Origin of the sequence: Stieleria magnilauensis, from assembly GCA_007753675.1 — a bacterium.
In the GTDB taxonomy this organism is placed as follows: Bacteria; Planctomycetota; Planctomycetia; order Pirellulales; family Pirellulaceae; genus Stieleria; species Stieleria magnilauensis.
In genome coordinates, this window is record CP036432.1 from 9,837,456 (window position 1) to 9,852,593 (window position 15,138).

General features: G+C 59.7%; 11 protein-coding genes. 7 read left to right on the forward strand and 4 right to left on the reverse strand.

Going from position 1 to position 15,138, the window contains the following annotated elements; translation table 11 throughout:
• Positions 1-14: 14 nt before the first annotated feature.
• Both TBK1r_RS35195 and TBK1r_RS35200 read left to right on the forward strand, forming a co-directional pair.
• Complete coding sequence (locus TBK1r_RS35195; RefSeq protein ID WP_145220583.1) at positions 15-899, forward strand: glycoside hydrolase family 16 protein; 885 nt, start codon at positions 15-17, stop codon at positions 897-899.
• A gap of 230 nt (positions 900-1,129) precedes the next feature.
• Positions 1,130-1,600: a PA2169 family four-helix-bundle protein gene (locus TBK1r_RS35200; protein WP_145220585.1), complete on the forward strand. Its 471-nt coding sequence runs from the start codon at positions 1,130-1,132 to the stop codon at positions 1,598-1,600.
• A gap of 173 nt (positions 1,601-1,773) precedes the next feature.
• Here the strand turns inward: TBK1r_RS35200 and TBK1r_RS35205 are convergent, their stop codons facing one another.
• A complete protein-coding gene (locus TBK1r_RS35205; RefSeq protein WP_145220587.1) occupies positions 1,774-2,226 on the reverse strand; it encodes a DUF4112 domain-containing protein in 453 nt (150 codons plus the stop codon).
• Positions 2,227-2,708: 482 nt separating this feature from the next.
• Here TBK1r_RS35205 and TBK1r_RS35210 point away from each other — a divergent pair, with 482 nt between their 5' ends.
• Positions 2,709-3,707 (forward strand): Acg family FMN-binding oxidoreductase, encoded by a 999-nt coding sequence (locus tag TBK1r_RS35210; RefSeq protein WP_145220589.1) that lies wholly within the window; start codon positions 2,709-2,711, stop codon positions 3,705-3,707.
• A gap of 506 nt (positions 3,708-4,213) precedes the next feature.
• The gene (locus tag TBK1r_RS35215) at positions 4,214-5,776 is read left to right on the forward strand and encodes a sulfatase family protein (protein WP_145220591.1); all 1,563 of its coding nucleotides are present in this window, start codon (positions 4,214-4,216) and stop codon (positions 5,774-5,776) included.
• Between the two features lie 60 nt (positions 5,777-5,836).
• Here the strand turns inward: TBK1r_RS35215 and rtcA are convergent, their stop codons facing one another.
• Complete coding sequence (gene rtcA / locus TBK1r_RS35220; protein WP_145220593.1) at positions 5,837-6,895, reverse strand: RNA 3'-terminal phosphate cyclase; 1,059 nt, start codon at positions 6,893-6,895, stop codon at positions 5,837-5,839.
• A gap of 136 nt (positions 6,896-7,031) precedes the next feature.
• On the reverse strand, positions 7,032-8,537 hold the full coding sequence (locus TBK1r_RS35225) for an RtcB family protein (protein WP_473772475.1): 1,506 nt from the start codon (positions 8,535-8,537) through the stop codon (positions 7,032-7,034).
• A 187-nt stretch (positions 8,538-8,724) separates the two neighbouring features.
• On the opposite strand from TBK1r_RS35225, the gene rtcR reads away from it, so the two are divergent.
• Both rtcR and TBK1r_RS35235 read left to right on the forward strand, forming a co-directional pair.
• On the forward strand, positions 8,725-10,347 hold the full coding sequence (gene rtcR / locus TBK1r_RS35230; protein WP_145220595.1) for an RNA repair transcriptional activator RtcR: 1,623 nt from the start codon (positions 8,725-8,727) through the stop codon (positions 10,345-10,347).
• Between the two features lie 397 nt (positions 10,348-10,744).
• On the forward strand, positions 10,745-13,861 hold the full coding sequence (locus tag TBK1r_RS35235; RefSeq protein WP_145220597.1) for an LPS-assembly protein LptD: 3,117 nt from the start codon (positions 10,745-10,747) through the stop codon (positions 13,859-13,861).
• A gap of 156 nt (positions 13,862-14,017) precedes the next feature.
• Here the strand turns inward: TBK1r_RS35235 and cutA are convergent, their stop codons facing one another.
• Entirely contained in the window at positions 14,018-14,344 is a 327-nt protein-coding gene (cutA, locus tag TBK1r_RS35240) for a divalent-cation tolerance protein CutA (RefSeq protein ID WP_145220599.1), read from the reverse strand.
• Between the two features lie 223 nt (positions 14,345-14,567).
• Between cutA and TBK1r_RS35245 the strand changes: the two genes are divergently transcribed.
• Positions 14,568-15,020, forward strand: coding sequence for a ferritin-like domain-containing protein (locus TBK1r_RS35245; protein WP_145220602.1), 453 nt, complete (start codon positions 14,568-14,570; stop codon positions 15,018-15,020).
• Positions 15,021-15,138 lie beyond the last annotated feature (118 nt).

The window sequence follows — 15,138 nt, forward strand, 5'->3', positions numbered from 1 at the left end:
ATCACAGGTCCATCATGAATCCAATTAATTGCCGAGCGTCAGATCGGAACACCTCTGTTCTCCGTTGGCTGATCGGAGCCGCACTGATCGCCTGGCTGACGCCGGCGTGGTGCCAGAATCCGGCATCCACCAACGTCATCTGGTCGCAAGAGTTCGACGGGGAATCGCTCGATCGGAACGTCTGGAGCTACGACGTCGGTGGGCATGGGTTCGGCAATGGACAACTCGAGTTCAACACCGATCGGCCTGAGAATGCTTACCTCCGCGACGGCAACCTGGTGATCGAAGCCCGACGGGAAGCGTACGGAGGCAATGCGTTTACCTCGGCACGGATTCACACCCGCGGCCGATTCGCATTCCAGTACGGAGACCTGGAGGCGCGGATCAAGGTGCCCGACACGTCCGACGGAATCTGGCCCGCGTTCTGGATGCTCGGCAACAATTTCCCTGGTACGGTTTGGCCCAAGTGCGGCGAAGCCGACATCCTGGAAATCGGCGGCAAAGACGGGATCGCCAAAGGACTACAAAACCGACAAATCAATTGCGCGTTGCACTTCGCCGGCGTCGGCGAGCAAAAAACGAGTCTGGTCGAGTGGTTCGACGCGCCGGTGGACCTGCATCTGGACTACCACCTCTACAAGATCTCATGGACACCGACGCACATGAAGTTTTTCTTGGACGGCAAAGAGTTTGGGTCCTGGGACATCACCGCATCGGAGATGAAAGAGTACCACCAGCCGTTTTATCCGATCCTGAACGTCGCCGTCGGCAGTTGGACTCACTCCTACACGGGACTCGACACGCCAGAAAAAATCACGGCGACGTTACCGGCCAGAATGTACGTCGATTGGATCCGGCTGTACGGTCATCCCGAAACCAAGCTCGTTCAAAACAAGTAGGCGACGCGCGGCCATCGGTGGGTATTCTTCTTGAAGCCTCGCCCGTCCCTGGTCGTTTCGACATCAGCCCGGTCGATCTTCGCGCGGAGCAGACACCCGAAAGATGCTCCGACTCGACGTTTATGGACATGGCCACTGCTACGGCACGGTCTTTGCGTCATGGATCGATTGAAACGCACGGCGACGTCGTGCCCTCTTTAACGAACCATTTTCTTTCGGGAACACAAACGATGGCACTTGAAACCAAAACCGATTTGAACCAATCGACGATCAATAAGCTCCAGAAACTGATCCGAGCCAACATCGACTCCTACAACGGCTTTCACGAATCGGCCGAAGAGCTGAACGATCCAAAGCTGAAGACGTTGTTCAAGCAACTCGGCGATGAGCGTTCGGCGATGGCCAGCGAACTGCAACGACTCGTTGAGTTCAACGGCGAAGAAGCGGAGGACGACGGTAGCGTCGCCGCAAAGACCCATCGCATCTGGATCAATATCCGCGGCAAGCTTAACGGCGGCGACCCCCATGTAATTCTGATCGAGGCTGAACGTGGCGAAGACCACATCAAAGAAGCCTACGAGGAAGTGCTGAAGGAAACCGCTGGGAGCGCGATGAATGATGTCCTCACCGCACAATACAAGAAGGTCAAGGCGGGTCATGATCGAGTCCGCGACCTTCGAGACGCGTACAAGAACAAGTAAATCTTGCTCGCATCATTCCCGCTCGGACGTGCAAAACGTCCGCAATGGCGAATACTTCCAGCTTGCGGTATCAGTCGATCGTAGGCTGGAAGTTTGCACCCCGAATTGATAAATGTGCATCCATTCCGAAATCGAGCGTTCCCGCCTGACTGTTCCCGCCGCACGTTGACCGCTTATCGCTCAACGCTGGTCGATCCAACCCTCTTCAACAAGTGGTCTTCTAGCAGACGGGCGTTCCGCAAATTAGATTTCCAAAAGACGTCGAAGACGTCACCCGCGATCGGGACGGCGCCGACGGTCAGGTCGATGACGATGTTCGCCGCCATCCGTGCAAGACGTCGTTTGGGCATGCCAGAGCGACGTGCCTGCAGAAGGATCCAACCGCTTACCGCTGCGGTGCCGATGTCTCCGACACCGGGAATCAGCCCCAGTGCGCTGTCCAGGCCGAATCGGATCGATGTCCCCGGAATCGACATCGAGGAGTCCATCAGTTTCGCGATCCGCTGCACGCGACGAAGTGTGACCAGGTCATTCGCAGATGCGTTCTGGACCTGCGGTTTGTTCGTCGAAGGCTGCAGATCCTCTGCGTCGAGCGGTCGTAGGCCAGACAAGTCCTGGGCAGACATTGCGAGTCTCGTTGAGGCAACGGGAGAGGGTGATCGGTTGGGTGACGGTCCACCGGACAGAATTTAAACCCGCCTCGCCAAGTAAACGATCAAGAGAACGACTAAGACAGTGCCGAGGATACCACCACCGATATACATAACGATCTTCCATTAAGGGGTAAGTGCGACCCACGTGAAGGATGTGAGTGCTGTTGAAACGTCCACCGCACTTGTTGTGCCAAAGCGACACAGTCGTCGGCAGCAAACCCGGGAATCGGTTCACGATGTCCCGAAAAATTCCCCTACTCGGCCCGCGGACGCTACACTGAAGTGGTTGGAAGTGATTCGATCACAGGACCAGTGGCGGTGATCGATCAAACACTCGATGACGCGCAACATGTGAGGATCGGTTCGTTCGCCATGAAGTAGGAAAGTCTGCGCCGACGTCTGTTCGGCGATCGTCTGTTCGGCGATTTCATTCTTCTCATTCAGGCAACGACCCGATGACAACGATTGCGCCCCCCAAACCCTCTCTGACGCTTTCCGACCGCCTACTCAAGATGGTGGGTCATGCGGTCATGGCCCCCTCGGGCCACAACACCCAGCCATGGCTGTTCCGTTTGAAGCCGGGCCAAGTGGAGTTGTTGGCTGATGTAAGTCGGGCGTGCCCCGTGGTCGATCCTTGCAATCGCGAGCTGACGATCAGTTGCGGAGCAGCGTTATTCCACTTGAAGCTGGCGATCCACTGCGATTCCCTCGCCACCATGGTACGAATCCTTCCGCCCGGCAATGAAGAAAACGTCATCGCTCGTGTGATGGTCGCCGGACCCTATGCGCCAAGTGATGACGAACAGCAACTCTTCGAAGCGATCCCCGATCGACGCACCAACCGGTTCCCCTTTACCAAGCAAGACGTCGATCCACAGTTGCAAACCGAATGGATCAATGACGCGAAGAGCGAAGGTGCATGGATCCACTTGATTCACTCCGATCGGGAAAAGCACGCACTTGCCGATTTGATCAGCGAGGGTGATCGCGAGCAGGCGAGCGACAAGCGTTTTCGACACGAGCTTGCCAAATGGATCCATTCCAACACCAGCTCGCGACGCGACGGCATCCCTGGCTATTCGCAAGGCATCGGTGATTTCGCGTCACACTTCGGATGGCTGGCCGTCCGCACGTTCGACTGGGGCGACGGCCAAGCCGCCAAAGACCGACAACTCGCCGAAGGATCACCGCTGTTGGCCGTCATCGGGACCAACGGAGACACGCCGGCGGATTGGATTGCGTGCGGCCAGGCACTTGCCAAGATCTTACTGCGGGGTGCGGCCTGGTCGGTCGACGCTTCGTACCTGAATCAACCGATCGAGATCCCCAGGTTGCGCACCAAGCTGTCCAAATTGATCGGCGCCAACGGCTACCCTCAGATCCTGCTTCGCCTGGGTCACGGCAGGGAAGTCAAACCGACACCGAGGCGGAATGTTGATGAGGTGATCATCTGACCGGCAACACCGCACGCTTCACCCTCCTGGACGATTTGTCGATCGAGCCAACGCGTTGTTGGCCACTTGGCACGGGCCGACGTGTTGGTGCCGCGGCTTCAGCCCAAGACCGCTAAGTGAACCGTCGTTTCCTCGCGTTTGGGCCCGTAGGCTCGCGCCAAACGGCTGATATTCGTTTGATATCAGCCGGTTCGCGCCAGCGCCCGGGCACCTCAGCTTGTCTTCACTCCGTGGTATCGGCCGAAAGGCGTACACCAACGCTTTCTGAATCCCGTGTTACCCGATGCCCGAGCGGCAGGATTTGGGGGCCAATTGCCGGGCCAGCCAACCAGCCGGGATTTGACTTTGCGATCCCGACGAAAGACACTACCGACTCCGAGGGTGCCTCACCGGACCGATCCACCTGCCCAATGCTCATCGCCCGACCCGTTCACTCAAGCGTATTCAACATGCCTCTGTCTCTTGCCCCGATGTCAACCAGCTATCGCCGGTCAACGCCGAGTCCCATGCGATCCAGGATCGCAACACTGGTACTGGCAGTGGTCGCGTCATTGACCGCGTTTCCCAATGCCAGATCACTCCGAGCCGCCTCGAGCGACCGCCCCAACATCATCTTCATTCTTGCCGATGACCAGGGTTTCGGTGACGTCGGTGCGCTCAATCCGGAGTCCAAGATCCCGACGCCGAACATCGATCGGATTGCCGCCGAAGGCATGATCTTTGGTGACGCCCACACCTCGTCGTCGGTCTGCACGCCGACGCGATACAGCGTCCTGACGGGCCGGTATCACTGGCGAACCCATTTGCAAAAAGGCGTCCTGGGCGGGTTTTCGCCGCCGCTGATTTCGCCGGGCCGATTGACGATCGCGTCGATGCTGAAAAGCCAAGGCTACAAGACAGCCGGCATCGGGAAATGGCACCTCGGCTGGGACTGGCCGCTCAAGGGTGACGGTACGGCCGATGACGGTGGCGACTTTTCCAAACCCTACGCCAAGGGCTGGGACGTCGACTACGAAGGCGAAATCAAAAACGGCCCCAACGACCTCGGCTTTGATTATTTCTACGGCATCAGCGCCTCACTCGACATGCCCCCGTATGTCTTTGTCCGCAATCGCGTCCCGACCGAAAAGGCGACCGTCGAAAAAGCGTTCAACCGCAAAGGCCCCGCCGGTGCCAACTTCGAAGCCGTCGACGTGCTGCCGACGTTCACCGAAGAAACGGTTCGCTTCATTGACGAGAACGCGGACTCGGAACAACCGTTCTTCATCTACCTTCCGCTCAACGCACCGCACACGCCGATCGTGCCAACCGACCAGTGGCGCGGCAAGAGCGGCATCAACGTCTATGGCGACTTCACGATGCAAGTCGACGCCACGGTCGGACAAGTCCTCGAGGCGCTCGACAGAAACAACATCGCCGACGAAACCCTGATCGTCTTCACGACCGACAACGGGTGTTCGCCGGCGGCAAAAATCAACGAGCTCGAAGCGGCCGGACACGACCAGAATTACATCTATCGCGGACACAAAGCCGACATCTATGAAGGCGGCCATCGCGTTCCGTTCGTCGTCCGCTGGCCCGGCAAAGTCGAACCGGGGTCGCGCACCGAACACCTGATCGGACAGATCGATTTCCTGGCCACCGCGGCGGACATCACCGGCGCGACGATTCCCTCCGACGGCGCCGAAGACAGCGTGTCGTTCCTGCCCACCCTGCTCGGCCAGGCCCAGCAACCGCCGCGACAATCGATCATCTCACAATCCATCGGCGGCCAGTTCGCCATCCGCGACGGCGATTGGAAACTTTGCCTGTGCCCCGGCTCGGGCGGTTGGAGCAGCCCGCGACCGGGCCGCCATGACATGTCCGACATGCCGCCGATGCAACTCTACGACCTGGCCAGTGACCCCGGCGAAGAAAACAACCTGATCGCCGAACATCCCGATCGGGTGAAAAAGATGAAGGCGATGCTGCGCAAGGCGATCGACGACGGCCGCACCACACCCGGCAAAAAGCTGAGCAATGACGCCGAGATCGTGATGGTCAAACCGCTACCCAAGTCGAAGCGATAGCGGGGTCGGCTCGTGGGTGACGCAAGCTGGAAGCGCACGCCACTTTTGCAAGCTGGAAGCTTACGCCACTTGGGGTCGAAACCGGACGATCACGTCGTTGTCTTCCTGCACATCGATTTCGATCGGCAGGAAGACTTTCAGGACGGCGAGGTGCGTTTGGCTGTGCATCGAAAGCGGTCCGCTGCGGAAGGCGCTGGTGTGACCTTGCGCCGCGGCCAGTCCCATCGGCATCATCAACTGATCGGCCAGGTATTCGCCGACCGGAACACGTCTGCCGAGATGCGCGCGAACCTGCTTGAGCAACGAACGGGCGACCCGCTCCGCCTTGACACCCACCTTGCCGTGCGCGATGAACAATTCCGTCACGGATGCTCTCTCGATTTCGATCATCACGACATTGCCCGGTCCGATCGGCTCGTCGACTTCCATGACTTCGTAGCGGGCGTTTTCCCAATTCGACTTGCGACGGATCGTGTCACACTGACGCTCGGCGATACCACGCGGCAACTTGCTGACGATCGCAGTCACCTTGGACGTAAAGGTCGGTTCGCAATCGAGTAATTCGAAACCGGACCATGACGCCTGCGGTTGGACCTGGAGTCGAATCTCGCCGCCGCCGGCCGGGTAGAAGCCATGCCGAGTGAGCGAGACGTCGACACGTGGTCCCGCTTTGGCTAACTGTGGCAGGAAACAACGTTGCAGAAAATCGGTCGGCGGAGCCCACGGATTGTGGGTTCCCCCGGTCAATGTGACGGTGGACGGCTCGCCGGCGGAGGCGAGCGCCGGCAAGAGGGTTTGCGCGACCAACGACGTGCTGCCGGCCGTACCGACTGCGAACCGAAAGTCACCGCCACGGAGGGTTCCGGGCGTGAATTCCAAGACGGAGGACCGGAGTTGGTCACCGCTGACCGCCGCGCCGCTGACTTCGGCCGCGGCGCGGACCGCGGTCAGGTGTTGGCGCAGCAGCCCCGGCTGTTTGCGGCCGGCGCGGATGTTTTCCAATCGGATCGGCGTCCCGGTGACGGCCGACAGCGCCAGCGACGAACGGATGATCTGGCCGCCGCCCTCGCCTTGGGCGCCGTCGATGGTGATGCGAGATTGGGTAGGTGATGGAGTCATGTTTTCTATTTCGGGGACGTGACGTCAACCAGCAACGTGTCATGTTCGGTGGTTCATCACGCGCCGCTCGCTAACGCGTCCCGCTGGCACTACCAGCACGTGGCGTCAGCCAGTGGCGCGTCATGACCGTTCTTTGTCAGTCATCCGCCTTACTAGCGTCCTTGATCACAAAGCGAGCCTTCAATCGCGCGACCTCGCTGGCCAAGCCCGCTTGCTTGACGCTGCTAAGCACTTCGTTGAAATCCTTGTACGCCGCCGGCGCTTCATCCTTGGGATAGAAGCGGCAGTTGCTCAGGATATCGTGATCCTCCAACTCCGAATCGATCGTCGATTGATCCAGCGTTCGCTTGGCTTGCTTACGTCCCAAGATCCGTCCGGCTCCGTGGTTGACGCTGTAACACGACTTCTCGGCTCCCTCGTCAGCCACCATCACCGCCGATCCGTCGCGGGGATTTCCCGGCAGCAAGATCGGATGCCCCGACTCGGCAAACGGAGTTCCCGCCAACGCATGATGCCCACCGGGAAACGCCCGTGTGGCTCCCTTGCGGTGAACCCACGATGGAACGTTGTCGATGATCTCCTTTCGCGCGATGTTGTGGCTGATGAAGTACACCAGGTCACCGGTCGTTCCCGGAATCACTTCCTGGAACGCTTCCAGTACGAGGGCATTGATCAACAAATGGTTCACGGTGGCGAAGTTCGCTCCGAGCGCCATGTCGTCCAAGTAGCCGTCAGCTTCGTCGCTTCCCAGCGGAGCGTAAACCAACTGTCGGTCACCGGCAGGCAACGGAATGCTCCAGCGACTGAACTTCTCTTGCAGCGTCTTGAACTGACCCGAAGCCAGGTTGTGACCGAATCCCCGAGACCCGCAATGCGACAGGAATGCAACCTTTCCGTCCCGCAGCCCGAAGGTTTCGGCAACTTGCTTCGACCGATCGTCCGCACCGACTTCAACGACTTCGCATTCCCCGAAATGGTTTCCGCCACCATAAGAACCGAGCTGAGTCATCTTTTCGGCAAAGTTCGTCATGTGCCGCTGGGTCAGCAACCAATCCAATCGCGACGCCAACGCCTCTTGCGTGTCATCGTGGCCGACGTGAAACGAATCTTCGCAGCGGTCGGCCCATCGGATTGGGATGCCCAGTTGCTCACAAACGGCTTCGCTGGCGCCTTCGATCACCGCCTTCATGCCCAGCGATCGATTCACGCGTCGTCCATTGGAAACACTGCGCTGCCCCTTTCCGGCACCGGTAGGCGTCCGCTTGCAGATCGCCGCGATCAGCGCTCGACGGACCGTTCGATCTTCGATTGCCTCGGCCGGAACATCCAACTGCAGCAAACTCATCGAGCACTTGATGTCGACGCCGACGGGTCCGGGATAAATGTGCGACGGCGAAACCATCACGCAGCCGACCGGGGCACCATAACCGCAGTGTGCATCGGGATTGAGGACCAGGTCCGTCACTCCCGGCGCGGTGCGGGAATTGATCGCTTGCTGAATGCACAACTCGTCAAAGGTCTCGCGGATCGATGCGGTTCCGATCACCCGGATCGGCGACGTCGTTTCGGTCGGCAGGATCGCGGTCGCTTCGCCGGTTGCGATCATGGGCACGGTCGATCGGGGGTGGGACATGGTCGTCATGATGATTCCTTGCGTGGGTGAATTCGTTTCGTGGCTGCCAAAAACGAAAAGCGAATGCCGTGCCGAAACCTGCAGAAAACACGCAAGTCATTCCCACTAAACGCTTTACGTGAAATCCTAAAATCTAACCACGCACGACCGCTGGCTGAATAACGATCTTTCTATCGCGTGTTCTATAATTTTGTCTATGAACAAGAAACTCGTCGTCATCGGATTGCTGGGAACCAAGCTGGACCACGTCTCCAAGCGGAAAGACCGCTGGCAGCAGTGGCGGCCGACCGTTGCCGCCTGCCAACAGCCCGATCTACTGGTCGATCGGCTCGACCTGCTGTTTGACCGGCACAACACGTCGCTGGCGAGCCGGGTCGCCGCCGACATTGAATCGGTTTCGCCCGAGACGACTGTTCAGCTCCATTCACTGGTGATGAATGATCCCTGGGATTTCGAAGACGTCTACGCGACGCTTTATTCGTTCGCCCGCGACTATCCCTTCGATACCGAGCGAGAGGATTACCTGATCCATATCACCACCGGCAGCCACGTCTCACAAATCTGTCTGTTCCTACTGACCGAATCGCGGCACCTTCCCGGGGCGTTGCTGCAAACGTCTCCGTCGGGCCGCCGCAACGGTCCCGGCGATCCAGCCGGGATGCACCGAATCATCGATCTGGATCTGTCGCGCTATGATCAACTGGCCAAGCGTTTTCAACAGGAACACCGCGAAAGCCAATCCTTCTTGAAAGCCGGCATCGAAACCCGCGACGAGCGTTTCAACGCCCTGATCGAGAGAATCGAACACGTCACGACCGCAACCACGGCGCCGATCCTGCTGACCGGCCCCACGGGCGCCGGAAAGACGCAACTCGCCAAGCGCATCTTTCAACTGAAACGAAATCGCGATCTGGTGGCGGGCGAGCTGGTCGAAGTCAATTGCGCGACGATTCGAGGTGACCAGGCCATGTCGACGCTGTTCGGCCACAAAAAAGGTGCCTTCACCGGCGCCGCGACCGATCGCCCGGGCCTGCTGAAGGCGGCCGACGGCGGCGTCTTGTTCCTGGACGAGATCGGCGAACTTGGCTTGGACGAGCAGGCGATGCTGCTGCGGGCGATCGAAGAAAAACAGTTCATGCCCGTCGGATCAGATGATTCGACGTCCAGCGACTTTCAACTGATCGCCGGCACCAATCGCGACCTCACGGCCGATGTCGCCGCCGGCAGGTTCCGGGAGGATTTGCTAGCACGAATCAATCTCTGGACGTTCCATCTGCCGGGACTTGCCGAGCGCCGCGACGACATCGACCCCAACCTGGATTTTGAACTGGCGCGGTTCGCCGAGTCGGCCGGCCGCAAGGTTTCGATGAACAAGGAGTCGCGAGCGCGGTTCCTGGCTTTCGCCGCCGATCCGGCGACCACCTGGCGAGGCAATTTCCGCGATTTGAATGCCGCCGTCACGCGAATGGCGACCCTCGCAATCGGCGGGCGAATCGGCATTGAACAGGTCGATGAAGAAATCGCCCGACTGCGCGACAACTGGCGTGCCGGCCGCACCGAGCCCGGCGACAACGATCACCAAACCGTGCTGGCGAGCCTGCTGCGACCCGAGCAAATCGATGACATCGACCACTTCGACCGCGTCCAACTGGCCGAAGTGATTCGGGTTTGCCGACGATCGAAATCGCTGTCGGCCGCCGGCCGAGAGCTGTTTCAAGTCTCCAGGCTCGCCAAGCTACGCCCCAACGACGCCGATCGGCTACGCAAGTACCTCAGCAAATTCGATCTCCGCTGGGAACACATCCAATCCAATTGCTAGCACCAAGTGGCGTAAGCTTCCAGCTTGCGACCCCCACAAGCGCCAGCTTGCCCGTGGAGTAAGCTTCCAGCTTGCGAGCAGTGGAGTTGACGCTCGCGAAGATCGCGAGCAAAGGCAAGCTAGAAGCTTACCCCACTGTTCGCAAGCTAGAAGCTTACCCCACTGGGTGGCTGAATTGGCAGGTTGTGCTTGTGACGAATCGCTGGGACTTCGTAGGATCGCGGCATCGACCACCGGTGAACGTACGCGCCGGTGGCAAAACCCCTCGTTGCACCCGATCCCGACACGCAATTTGGCCGGCACGGAAGCCACTGCCGATTCGCACCGACCGACCGCCCGGAAACCGACCGAGCGGCACGGCCCTCGGCCTGCGCCCCTGCGGCACCGCCGGATTGGCTTGCTTTGCTCCGCGATCACCCTGCTCTGGGCATGCTGGGCTACGATCGACTCGGTCGCCGCTCCCCCGGAGTCTGAATCGATCCGCGCCAGCGGCCACACGATTTACCGCTGGCAGATCGATGGCGCCGAGGCATCGCTCTTGGAAGGCGACTGCGTCTTGCGTCACAACGGACAAGAGATCCAGGCCGATCGCATCTTGATCGTCAGCGATGGTCCACGCGGCCGCGTTCGCAATCGGCTGGTGATCGAAGGCCGTGTGCGTCCCGACGGCAGCGTCGATCCGACGCCACGAACGGCGACCTGGACCACGCCCCGCGACCCTTCGGTCCAGGCCCCCAACTATCGCGGCAAGCCTGCACAGCGTCCGTTCCTGCTGGAATTCCTGCCGCTTGATTCCATCGAGGCGGTGGGAGCCACGCCGCAGCGAGCGGAGTCACCGGTCGGCCAGGTTCAATTCACCCAACCGGTTCCAGATCCCGGCGTGACCGGTGGAACCTCGACGATCCCGTCTCCGTCGCTGGCCCCCACCCTGGCTCCGCCGACCAACACGCTCGCGCCGCTGCAACCGCTGCCGCCGTCGGGCGGACTTCCGCTGGCCGTCGACTCGCCGCCGCCGATCGTGTTTGAAGACGGCGCGACCACCGGCGGGACGCAGTTCTTTTTCGGCGGAGGCAGCAAGAGCGTCGAGATCGATGCCCGCGGCGCCTCGCACCCACCGATCATTGATAGCGTCCTGCGTCCAGAAACGAACGAACAAATCATTCTCGCGCGCGGCGGCGTGACGATCCGTGTCCGCGACGTCTCGGCCCAGTTCGACGACGGCCGCTTCATGAATTTTGGCACCGTCACCATCTCCGCCGACCGCGTCGTCGGCTGGCTGCCGAACTTGTCAAACGTGTTCGACGGCTCGACGGACCTGTCGGCCGCCGAAGGCGAACTGTATCTCGAAGGCGACATTGTGTTCCGTCAAGGCGACAATGTGATCTACGCTGATTCGATGTTCTACAACGTCACCCGCGAAACCGGGATGGTGCTGGACGCCGAAGCGATCACCACGGTTCCGGAATACCAGGGCGTGGTGCGATTAAAAGCCGAAGTGCTGCAGCAAGTCGCCCGCGGCAACTATCGCGCGTTTGATGCCGCCGTGACCAGCAGCCGGATGGGTGTGCCACGGTACTGGCTGCAGAGCGAACAACTGGAATTCTTTGAACGGACACGGACGCTGATCGATCCGCGCACCGGATTGCTGGTCGCCGACAAAGATCCGTTTGTTCGCAGCAACAACAGCTTTGTGTTTTTGGGCGGGATCCCGATCTTTTACTGGCCACAGTTTTCCACCAGTTTAGAGCGCCCCGTCTTTTATGTGACAGACATCAAGATCAACAACGACAGCAACTTCGGCACCCAGGTGATGCTCGACTGGGACGTCTTTCAATTGTTCGGCATCGACAACGTGTCCAAGGGCGTCGACTGGGAAATCTCCACCGACTACTTGAGCGATCGCGGGCCGGCGTTCGGCACGCACTTGGAATACAACCTGCCGGGACTGTTCAGCATTCCAGGCCGCACGCGCGGCGTGCTGGACGTGTGGGGCATCCGTGACAGCGGGCGCGATCGGCTGGGACTCGATCGGCTTTCCTTGGAACCGGAAACCAAAAACCGCGGCCGGGCGTTGCTGCGTCACCGACAACAACTGGCCAACGATTACGAGTTCATCGCCCAAACTGGCTGGCTGAGCGATCGTAATTTTCTGGAACAGTATTTGGAAAACGAATGGGACAACGACCCCGACCACGTCACCGGGCTCCGGCTTCGCAAATACCACCACAACCAGCTCTTTGATCTGGCGGCGAACGCTCAGGTCAATGATTTCTTTCAGGAAACGGAGCGGTTGCCGGCGCTGAACCATTACCTGTTCGGCGGCTCGTTTTTGCAAGAACGATTGACGTGGCAGATGCACAACCATGCGTCGTACTCCAAACTGAACGTCGCCGATGCCCCGGACGACCCGGTCCAGGCGGCGAACCATTTCCCGTTGCCGGGCGAGGTTGCCAGCGGCGGAGTGATCGCATCGACACGCCAGGAGCTTTCAATCGGGCTGCCGGTAGGCCCCTTTAATTTCCGGCCCGTCGCTTCGTTGGAAGCTGCCCATTACGGCGAGGCCGCCGACGGCCAATCGCTGACGCGGCTGCTCGGTCAGGCCGGACTGCAGTTGAACCTGCCGATGGTCCGCATCGACCCGACGATCCAAAGCAGTTTGCTGAACATGCGCGGGCTGGCCCACAAGCTGGACTGGACGGCGGAATACTGGTACGCCGACAGTGACACGGACCTGGACGAATTGCCGCTCTACGATCGACTCGACGACAACGCGCAGGAACAATTTCGCAGACGGTTTATCGGCACCACCTTCGGCGGCACATTGCCCAGCGAGTTCGACCCGAGAACGTATGCGTTGCGTCAGGGGATCCAGCGCGGGGTGAGCAGCCCCAGTGACGTGATCGCCGATGATCTGCAGCAATTGCGACTGGGGCTGCATCAGCGATTCCAGACCAAGCGTGGCCTGCCGGGCCGCGAACGGATCGTCGACATCATCCAATTGGACTTTGACACCATCCTGTTCCCGAAATCCGATCGCGATAATTTCGGTGAAACGGTGGGACCGACGACCTACGATTTTCGCTATCACCTCGGGGACCGCTATTCGATCTTAAGCGACGGCTACATCGACTTCTTCGACGGCGGCTTGCGTTCGATCAGCGCGGGGTTGCGGACCAGTCGGCCCGGTGTCAGCGACACGTACATCGGACTGCTTTCACTCGAAGGCCCGATCAGCAGCACCGTGCTTCGCACGACGTACGACTACCGCATGAACGAAAAATGGATCTTCTCCGGCGGCATGACCTATGACTTCGGCAACACCGGATCGGTCGGACAGTCGTATGGTTTGACACGCATCGGCGAGTCCCTGTTGTTGCGGGTGAACCTGAACGTCGACACCGGGCGAGACAACGTCGGAGTCGGATTCCTGATCGAGCCGCGGTTCTTTGCCCGCAACCTGGGCAACATCGGCGGCGGCCTGATCCCACCCCCAGGCATCGAAGGCCTCGAATAAAGTGGCCTAAGCCGCCAAGTGGCGTAAGTTTCCAGCTTGCGACCCCAGGTGGCGTAAGCTTCCAGCTTGCGACCCCAGGTGGCGTAAGCTTCCAGCTTGCGACCCCCACAAGCGCCAGCTTGCCCGCCCCTTCCCCTCCCTCACCCCGCCCCTCTCTCACCCCGTCTGCTCGTCCACCCACCGCGCGTAGTCACGATCCACGTCCACACTCCGCACGGTCACGATTTGCGGAACCTCGTACGGATGCAACTCCCGCAACACGTCTTTCAAACGAGTCTGTTGCCCGGCTGACGTCTTGATCACCAAGCGATACTCCGTTTCGCAGCACACGCGTCCGTCCCAGCAATAGTGACTTTCGATCGGGCCATCGATCTGGACACAAGCCGCCACGCGCCGCTCCAGCAAGGCTTGGGCAATCGTCCGAGCTTGTTCCTGTTGGGAAACGGTGGTCCAGCAGACCAGAACGGTGGGTGCGTCGGTCATCGTTTCGTCGCTCGTGAAAGGCGGGTCCTTACTTGAGACGCAATTTCAACAAAACGCTCCCATCCTGGCAAGTTGTCTCGAACGATTCTCAACAAGACGCGTGCCGACCAGCTGATTTAAAAATTTTGCGACGCGTTGCATTAAATATCAGTTGCCGGAAACCACCTTCGAGCGCTATGGTGAATGATTCAACGGACATCCACCCCCAACTGGAGAAATACAAATGAGTCACGAAGCCGTCATCGCGCAATTGAACGAATGCCTGAAACACGAATGGACGGGTGTCGCACAGTACTCCCAAGCGAGCTTTATCGTCGAAGGCGTATGGCGTGAAGTTTACGCCAAGACCTTCATGGAAAACGCCGAAGAATCATTCGGCCACGCGAAGCTGGTCGGCGACAAGATCGTCGCCCTTGGTGGTGTTCCCGCCGCGACGCGGAACGAGATCAAGCAGACCCGCGACTTGCAAGAGATCTTGCAGAACAGTCTCGAATTCGAGTCCAAGGCGGTGGAGATGTACACCAAAGCGTTGGAGTTGGCCGAAGGCAATCGCCCGCTGGTGATCTTCCTGGAAAACATCTTGGAAGAGGAACAAGAAGGAGTCGACGAGTTCACCAAGCTGCTGCGCAACAGCGAGACCAGTGTGGCTGCCAGCGTCGACAGCAAGACGGCGTAGCATCGGGCAGACCGGTACGGCATGCGTTGCGTGTTGTTCCCAGGCTCCGTCTGGGAACGCATGGCAGCGCCGATTCGATCCAGCGATCGACCATCGGCGAGCCATCCGGTTGAGCCAA